The organism is Sinomonas sp. G460-2, assembly GCF_047759905.1.
In the GTDB taxonomy this organism is placed as follows: Bacteria; Actinomycetota; Actinomycetes; order Actinomycetales; family Micrococcaceae; genus Sinomonas.
Genome location: NZ_JBKZWT010000200.1, coordinates 1 through 6680 on the forward strand (window position 1 = coordinate 1; position 6680 = coordinate 6680).

Sequence of the window (6680 nt, forward strand, 5' to 3'; positions counted from 1 at the left end):
GTTGACGCTGTCGAGGTTCCGGCCACGTCCGGCCTCGGCACGGAGCTCGTGGCGATGGTCGGCTCCTCCGTGGTGCGGCTCGCTGGCGTCGCCCCTGCCGTCTGGCGCGCTCTCGCGACCCCCGCATCACTCGAACTGCTCGCCTCGCGCATCGAGCGTGAGGTCGTGCTGCCGCCCGACCACCGGGTCAGGCTGCTCGAGGCGGTCACGGAGCTGGAAGGGCACTCGCTACTGAGATGGGCCGAGGCCGGCCACTGAGACCGCGTAGCCCCTCCTTAGGCTTTCGAAGGTTGTTTTTGCCGTGACACACAGGGGAGGGGCGCGCTGCGCATGGTGCACGACGACAGACGGGATCAGAGCGGTCTATCGCTCGCGGAATACGTCTCGATAGCTCGCTCGTACTGGGTGGGGATCCTGCTGCTGACGGCGCTCGCCACGGCGGCCGGCCTCGGCTGGTACATAACCCAGCCTCGGGTCTACGAGGCCGTGTCCAGCGGAATTGTGGTCTCCGGCGGGGCGGATAACCTCAGCCTCTCGCTCGCCGGCGACAATCTCGCAAAGTCCAAGGCCAAGGGCTATAAGTCGGTGGGCGAGTCGACCCTCGTGGCCGAGCGCGTGGCCAAGACGCTCAATCTCGACGAACCGGTGCAAGCCATCGCTGGTGCCGTGACGATTGCCGTTCCCCCGGATTCGGCGGAGCTCCAAATCAAGGCCCGCTCGGCGGATCCGCAGCAGGCACAGAGACTCGCCGACGCGTGGGTCGTGGCGATTGCCGCACAGGTGTACGACCTCGAAAAGCCCAACGCGAGCCCCGGATCGGAGCCAGCCTCCAAGGTGGTCCCTCTCGCCAAGGCTGTGCTCCCTTCCGCGCCGGTCTCTCCAAGGCTGGACCTTGCGCTGAGTCTCGGGGCGGCGATCGGACTCGTCCTCGGCCTCGTGTATGCGTTCCTGCGCCATCAGTTCGACCGGCGGATCCGTTCGGCCGCGGAGATCGAACGGCTGGCCCATCTGCCCGTGGTCGGCACGCTGCCGCTGGACAAGCGCCTCTCGGGCGGGAGCAGCGTCGTGGCCGACGTCTCGGCGCTCGGTGCCACGGGCGGCTCCGGACATGCGATGGGCGAAGCCCTGCGAGAACTGCGCACCAACCTTCAGTTCATCGACGTCGACAACCCGCCGCGGGTCCTCCTGATCACCAGCTCGCTGCCCTCCGAGGGCAAGTCGACGGTGATCGGCAACCTCGCGGCGACGCTCGCTGCCGCGGGGGAGGACGTCATCGTGGTCGACGGCGACCTGCGCCGCCCCACCGTCCATTCCGTCTTCGATGTGATGGGGGATGCGGGCCTCACCGATGTGCTCTCGGGGCGTGCCGCCGTCGACGACGTGCTTCAGCCGTGGGGGCCGATGCCCCAGCTCCAGGTGCTCAGCGCCGGACGGATCCCGCCGAATCCCTCGGAGCTCCTGGGCTCTCGAGCGATGCAGCAGCTGCTCAAGGAGCTCTCGCACCGCGCAGTCGTCCTCGTCGACACCCCGCCGCTGCTCCCCGTCACCGACGCCGCGGTTCTCTCGCGTGCCGCCGACGGCACGATCGTCGTGGCTCGCGCCCGCAAGACCACGAGCGACAACCTCCAGCGCGCCTTGGGGAACCTCGGGCGGGTCAGGGGCCGCGTCCTCGGGATCATCCTGAACTGCGTGGCAACGAAGGGCTCGGACGCCTACAGCTACGGGTATTACGGGACGTACTCGAGCGGCGGGAAGGGGCAGAAGCGGCGGGGTCGCGAGCAGCCCCGCTCGTCCGGGCCGGCGGGACAGCTCACCGCCGACGCCGTGCCGGAGCCGGCCCCGTTGCCGCATGCCGTCGCGTCGTCGGGGTTCGGTGACATGCCCCCGCTCCGTGAGCAGGGGATGGCGGCTGCCGACGAGTCCTCCGTGGTGGGCGCGCAGGTCATCGAGGAGGACGACTGGCTGCCTCCTCGCGTGCGGGAGTCCTACAGAGGGCGGCGCTCGGCCGGCTGAGACTTACGCGGTAGGGTCGCCGAGCGCGTGCGTTCGCGCGCGCCTCGGGGCCGCCGCCGCGCGGATGAGCGCTTCGACCGCCGGCACCAGCTCCTCGGCCATGCGCTCATACGCGGGGGCGCCACGGCCGAAAGGGTCGGCCACGTCATCAAGGAGTGGATCTCCCGTGCGGAACTGGTTCCGCGACTGGGCGGCGTTCTCGACGTATCCCGCCCAGGCATCCCTCACGGCATCTCGTGAGGCTGCACGGGGGAAGCTTGCGACGGCGCGCGCGAATTGGCGGAGCGTAAAGGTGCGTTTTAGCGCCGAGGGCGAATAGGACAGGATTTCGCGGACATGCACTTCGGCGAGGCCCAAAATCACGTCTGATCCGACCACGAGGCTTTCGTTGAGCTGGCGCGCCCTGAAACCTGCCAGGCTCGAGCCGAGACGCGCGGTCAAATCTTCGGATTCTGGCTGCGCGCCCTCGCCGCTCAGCGCTCGAGTTCCGGCACTCGAAACCTCGAAGACACCGGGCGCGGCTTCTTCCAGTCCAGAGCGCAGAAGTCGTTCGGCTACGGGCGAGCGGCTCACATTGCCGGTGCACACCGCTAAAATACGGAAGGGTCCCCCAATTCCCATTTGCTCAGGCTAGCACGCGAATTTAATGCGGTGCGCCAGTTAGCCCACCACGCCCGCACGGTCGAGCGGCCAGAGCCGGAACGCGACTCGGCCGATCACCAGACCGTTCGGCACCGTACGCAGGCAGGGCGCTCCGCCGGATTGCGCCACGCGGCAACCAAGGGTCGAATCGGCGGACGCCGAGCGGTGATCGCCGAGCACCACGAGTTCTCCCAGGGGCACGGTGAAGGCGGCGAAGCAGCGCTCGGAGCGAGGCATCGTCGTACAGTCGAGCCGGCCGGCGATGAAGGGGAGGTCCTCGCTCACGTACGGTTCGTCGACGGCGTGGCCTTCGAGTTCGAGGCGGCCCTCGGCGTCGCAGCACGCGACCGTCTGCCCGCCGCGGGCCGCTACGCGCTTGACGAGGTAGTGCTCGTTCGACGGCCCGATCCCGGTCACGTCGCCGATCGCTCGGCCGATGGCGCCGAGGCCGCCGGGCCGTCGGTCCGCGCCGTCGTTCCACGCCTCGGGACGCGAGAACACCACGATGTCCCCAGGTTCCGGCTCGCCGCCGAGGTAGGCCGCGCGATTCACGAGGATCCGGTCGCCGCCGCCCGCGTCGGCCCGCAGCGCGGGCTCCATGGACGTTGACGGCACGCGGTACACCTTCACGACGAACGCCTGAACGAGCGACAACACGAGAAGTGCCGCAAGGGCGTTGAGCGCGAGGCTGGCCCAGAACGGCAGACGACGGCGTCCGCGCGACACTGCGTGCCGGCCCGCCATCAGTAGGCACCCGCCGAGCCGAACACGGCGCGAAACGTCCGGAACAGGATCACGACGTCCTGGACCATTGACCAGTTCTCGACGTAGTACAGGTCGAGCCGGATCGAATCGTCCCACGAGAGGTCGCTCCGGCCGCTGACCTGCCACAGGCCGGTGAGCCCGGGCTTGACGAGGAGGCGGCGATGCGCCGAGCGGTCGTAGGTCGCGACCTCGGCGGGAAGCGGCGGTCGCGGCCCGACGAGGCTCATCTCGCCCTTCAGGACGTTGACAAGCTGCGGGAGCTCATCGATCGAATAGCGCCGCATGAAGCGGCCGACGCGCGTCACGCGCGGATCGTCCTGAAGCTTGAACAGAGGGCCGCTTCCCTCATTCTGCGGCCGAAGGCCGGCGAGGCGGGCCTCGGCATCGGGAACCATGGACCGGAACTTCAGCATGCGGAACGGCTCTCCCGCACGGCCCGCGCGGAGCTGCCGGAAGAGCAACGGCCCCGGACCGTCGAGCTTGACGGCCGCTGCCACAACGGCCATCGGGATCGCGAACAGGGCGAGGAGCACGAGCGCGGCCGCGACGTCAAAGCCGCGCTTGGCGAGGGCCTTGGCGCCGTCAAGGCGCGGCGTAGTGACGTGGATGAGTGGCAGGCCGGCCACGGGCTGCATGTGGATGCGCGGGCCCGCCACGTCGGTGAGCGCCGGGGCCATGATCATGCCGATGTCGCGCGACGCGAGCTCCCAGCCGAGTTGCCGGAGCGTGGTCGGCGCGAGCGCCGCCCCGCCCGACAGCGCAACGGTCTCGGCCCCGCACGCCTCGACGGCCGCGACGATAGGTTCCACCTCGCTGAGGCCGCCGACCACGGGAAGGGGAGTCGCGCCGTCGTCCGGTGCCCCGACGGCCGGAGCGGTGACGTACGCCGCGACGGGCGCGTAGCCCGCCTCGGGATGATTGCTGAGCTGCTGGTTGAGGTGCGTGATGCTGTCCGCCGAGCCGACCAACAACACCCGCCGCATATCTGTTCCGGAGCGTCGATTTCGAATCAGCGCCTTGCGGAGGAGCCAGCGTCCCGCGAGCAGGCTGGCAATCCCGAGGGGAAGGGCCACGGCCACGTATCCCCGCGCCATCTCGAGCCGGAACGTGAAGGACACGACCGCGATGGCGCCGAACAGCCATAAGGAGGCGGTGGCGACGCGCTTGTACTCCTCGGGGCCGTAGCCGAGGATGTGCGGCCTGCGTGCGCCGAAGACGCCGAGGGCGAACCACCAGGCAACGTCAAGCAGGAGGCTGATGACCGCATACGGAGCCTCGACGGAGCCAACGTCGAGCGAGCGTTCGGCCACCCCGAAGCGAACGAGTTCCGCGATAGCGACCGTCCACGTGATGGCGACGAGGTCGACGAGAAGGAGGCTCACCGGCTAGCGCGAAATGGCGGTGAAAAGCCCTGCGACCAAGGCCTCCAGGTGCGGCGCGAAGATCGTCACCGCGACGCCGAGAATGACCGCCGCGCCGAGGAGTGCTTGAATCATTTCCCGCCTCGCGGCGTCATTCCTTCGGCGGGGCTGCGCCGCGGTGGCCAAGCTGCTCGCGGTCACCCAGGCCGCAGTCTTCGATTTCATTGATCCCCCATCAGTCACGGCGCCCACGCGAAAGGGTGGGCCGCCGCTCGCAACTCATACGTCCTCTAGGGGACCACTGCCGTGGGGGTTCTCCGTGTCGGGAGAGCCTCCGATTCAGTGGAACGTAGCTATTCTCGCGCCGCGCAATCCCGAATAGCGGCCGACTCTCAGTGGATCTGGGAAAGGATGCGTGGACGCCCGGAGCCGCGCATCCGTGAGGCATCGGGACGAGATTTCCTGCACGACCCCGCAGAATATGTGCATACTGCTGTCAGGATTACGACGCACAGGCATTCTGAAGCATTTGTCACGTCCGTCATGGGCCATGGGGGCCAGAATCGGAGGGAAGCAATGATTGTCGTCTCGCTCGAGGAACACGATGGCTATGCCGAGGTCATCGTTGAGGGTCGGCTCAATGTTGGCGGGGCTCCGCAGCTCCGGGCCGCGGTCGCCGCAGCGCTTGCTGACGGGCACCGGCTGCTCGTGATGAATCTCCGGCAGACGGAATTCATGGACTCCTCGGGCCTGGGCGCCCTCGTGGGATGTCTCAAAGCGGCGCGAGAGGCGGGTGGCGACCTTCGGCTCGCCCAGGTCGGAGACAAGGTCGGGGCCGTCCTCAAGCTCACGAGCCTGGACCGTGTGCTCGTCCCGCATCGGGACGCGTCGGAGGCCGCCCTCGACGACTGATCATGGCTGCCGTCTATTTGGTTGTACATGTCAGTTGTACATGTCAAACGGTAGGGGTATCTTGGTGCGTGCCCGCAGCGGCGGGCGCCTGAGAATGACGACCCCGACCGGAGGCCTTCATGACGACGATTCGGCCGCAGGCCGCCGCACCGTCGGCGGCGCGTCCCGTCAACGGTCTCGCGGGCGCTGCGCTCATCTCGTCATTCTTTATCGGTGTCCTTGGCATCATCCTCGGCCACAAGTCGCTTGAGCAGATCAAGGACACCGGCGAGGCCGGGCGCGGCTTGGCGATTGCCGCCCTCGCCGTCGGTTACGCAGCGGTCTGCCTCACGGTGCTGGCGCTCCTGACGTACGTCTCGATCGCCGCGTCCTTCCACGGCTGACGCGACCCGGCCGAGTCCGGCGGACTCTGGCCCATGGGTCAGGAGTACTTGGCCATCCGCTGCTTGACCTGGGCCACGTAAGCCCGTGTGTCGGGGTACATGCCGTAGGCCTGAACGCCGTAGAGCCCCTGGTAGTAGCCCGCTATGGCGATGTCCTGGGTGGGGGCCTGCCGGAGGAGCCAACGGAGCATCGCGACGCCGGCCGCAATGTTGTCTGCCGTGTTCCGCAGGTCAAGGTTTCGCCCGGCGAGGCTCGAGACCCAGCTCGCGTTCGCGGGCATGATCTGCATGACACCGATGGCGCCTGCCGGAGAAGTGACGTTCTGCCGGAAGCTCGATTCCTGCTCGCCGATCGCGAGCGCGAGCGCAGCAGGGACCCCCATGCTTGCTGCCGTCTGGCGGATGATGCCCTGGATCTGGGCCGCCGATTCGTTCCCCGAGCCGCCGTGGCCCGACGCGAAGAGCTGGTCGAGCGAGCGCCCCGTCTTCTCGGACACGCCCCACATGGTCTTCTGCCGGAACGTTTCCTCGTTCCACCATGAGGGGCGATCGTTGCCGGTCGCTGCTTGGGGTGCCACAGCCGCCTGTGGCGCCGTCGCGGCCG

8 protein-coding genes and 1 pseudogene are annotated in these 6680 nt (G+C 68.4%); 4 read left to right on the forward strand and 5 right to left on the reverse strand.

The window, feature by feature from the left end; genetic code table 11:
• Together ACLN58_RS15670 and ACLN58_RS15675 are read left to right on the forward strand one after the other, a co-directional pair.
• Nucleotides 1-258, forward strand: a pseudogene (locus tag ACLN58_RS15670) (hypothetical protein); the annotation flags it as partial.
• Between the two features lie 72 nt (nucleotides 259-330).
• The gene (locus ACLN58_RS15675) at nucleotides 331-2013 is read left to right on the forward strand and encodes a polysaccharide biosynthesis tyrosine autokinase (RefSeq protein WP_415856187.1); all 1683 of its coding nucleotides are present in this window, start codon (nucleotides 331-333) and stop codon (nucleotides 2011-2013) included.
• Nucleotides 2014-2016: 3 nt separating this feature from the next.
• Here the strand turns inward: ACLN58_RS15675 and ACLN58_RS15680 are convergent, their stop codons facing one another.
• The 4 genes from ACLN58_RS15680 to ACLN58_RS15695 are packed head-to-tail and all read right to left on the reverse strand — an operon-like array spanning nucleotide 2017 to nucleotide 4982.
• Nucleotides 2017-2634 (reverse strand): low molecular weight phosphatase family protein, encoded by a 618-nt coding sequence (locus tag ACLN58_RS15680; RefSeq protein WP_415856188.1) that lies wholly within the window; start codon nucleotides 2632-2634, stop codon nucleotides 2017-2019.
• Between the two features lie 39 nt (nucleotides 2635-2673).
• Nucleotides 2674-3399 carry a signal peptidase I gene (lepB, locus tag ACLN58_RS15685; RefSeq protein ID WP_415856189.1) on the reverse strand — a complete coding sequence of 242 codons (726 nt, stop codon included), beginning with the start codon at nucleotides 3397-3399 and terminating at the stop codon, nucleotides 2674-2676.
• Nucleotides 3399-4802 carry a sugar transferase gene (locus ACLN58_RS15690; protein ID WP_415856190.1) on the reverse strand — a complete coding sequence of 468 codons (1404 nt, stop codon included), beginning with the start codon at nucleotides 4800-4802 and terminating at the stop codon, nucleotides 3399-3401. Before ACLN58_RS15690 ends, lepB begins: the two co-directional genes overlap by 1 nt.
• Before the next feature lie 3 nt (nucleotides 4803-4805).
• On the reverse strand, nucleotides 4806-4982 hold the full coding sequence (locus ACLN58_RS15695; protein ID WP_415856191.1) for a hypothetical protein: 177 nt from the start codon (nucleotides 4980-4982) through the stop codon (nucleotides 4806-4808).
• Nucleotides 4983-5360: 378 nt separating this feature from the next.
• Between ACLN58_RS15695 and ACLN58_RS15700 the strand changes: the two genes are divergently transcribed.
• Nucleotides 5361-5693: an STAS domain-containing protein gene (locus ACLN58_RS15700; RefSeq protein WP_415856194.1), complete on the forward strand. Its 333-nt coding sequence runs from the start codon at nucleotides 5361-5363 to the stop codon at nucleotides 5691-5693.
• 119 nt (nucleotides 5694-5812) lie between these two features.
• Nucleotides 5813-6076 (forward strand): DUF4190 domain-containing protein, encoded by a 264-nt coding sequence (locus ACLN58_RS15705; protein ID WP_415856192.1) that lies wholly within the window; start codon nucleotides 5813-5815, stop codon nucleotides 6074-6076.
• 38 nt (nucleotides 6077-6114) lie between these two features.
• Here the strand turns inward: ACLN58_RS15705 and ACLN58_RS15710 are convergent.
• The coding region (locus ACLN58_RS15710; protein WP_415856193.1) for a lytic transglycosylase domain-containing protein at nucleotides 6115-6680 on the reverse strand (566 nt) is incomplete at its 5' end.

Bases quoted from the DNA above. Each gene is read 5' to 3' on its own strand.
- ACLN58_RS15675 (WP_415856187.1), top strand. From the start codon at position 331: ATGGTGCACGACGACAGACGGGATCAGAGCGGTCTATCGCTCGCGGAA.
- ACLN58_RS15680 (WP_415856188.1), bottom strand. From the start codon at position 2,634: ATGGGAATTGGGGGACCCTTCCGTATTTTAGCGGTGTGCACCGGCAAT.
- lepB (WP_415856189.1), bottom strand. From the start codon at position 3,399: ATGGCGGGCCGGCACGCAGTGTCGCGCGGACGCCGTCGTCTGCCGTTC.
- ACLN58_RS15705 (WP_415856192.1), top strand. From the start codon at position 5,813: ATGACGACGATTCGGCCGCAGGCCGCCGCACCGTCGGCGGCGCGTCCC.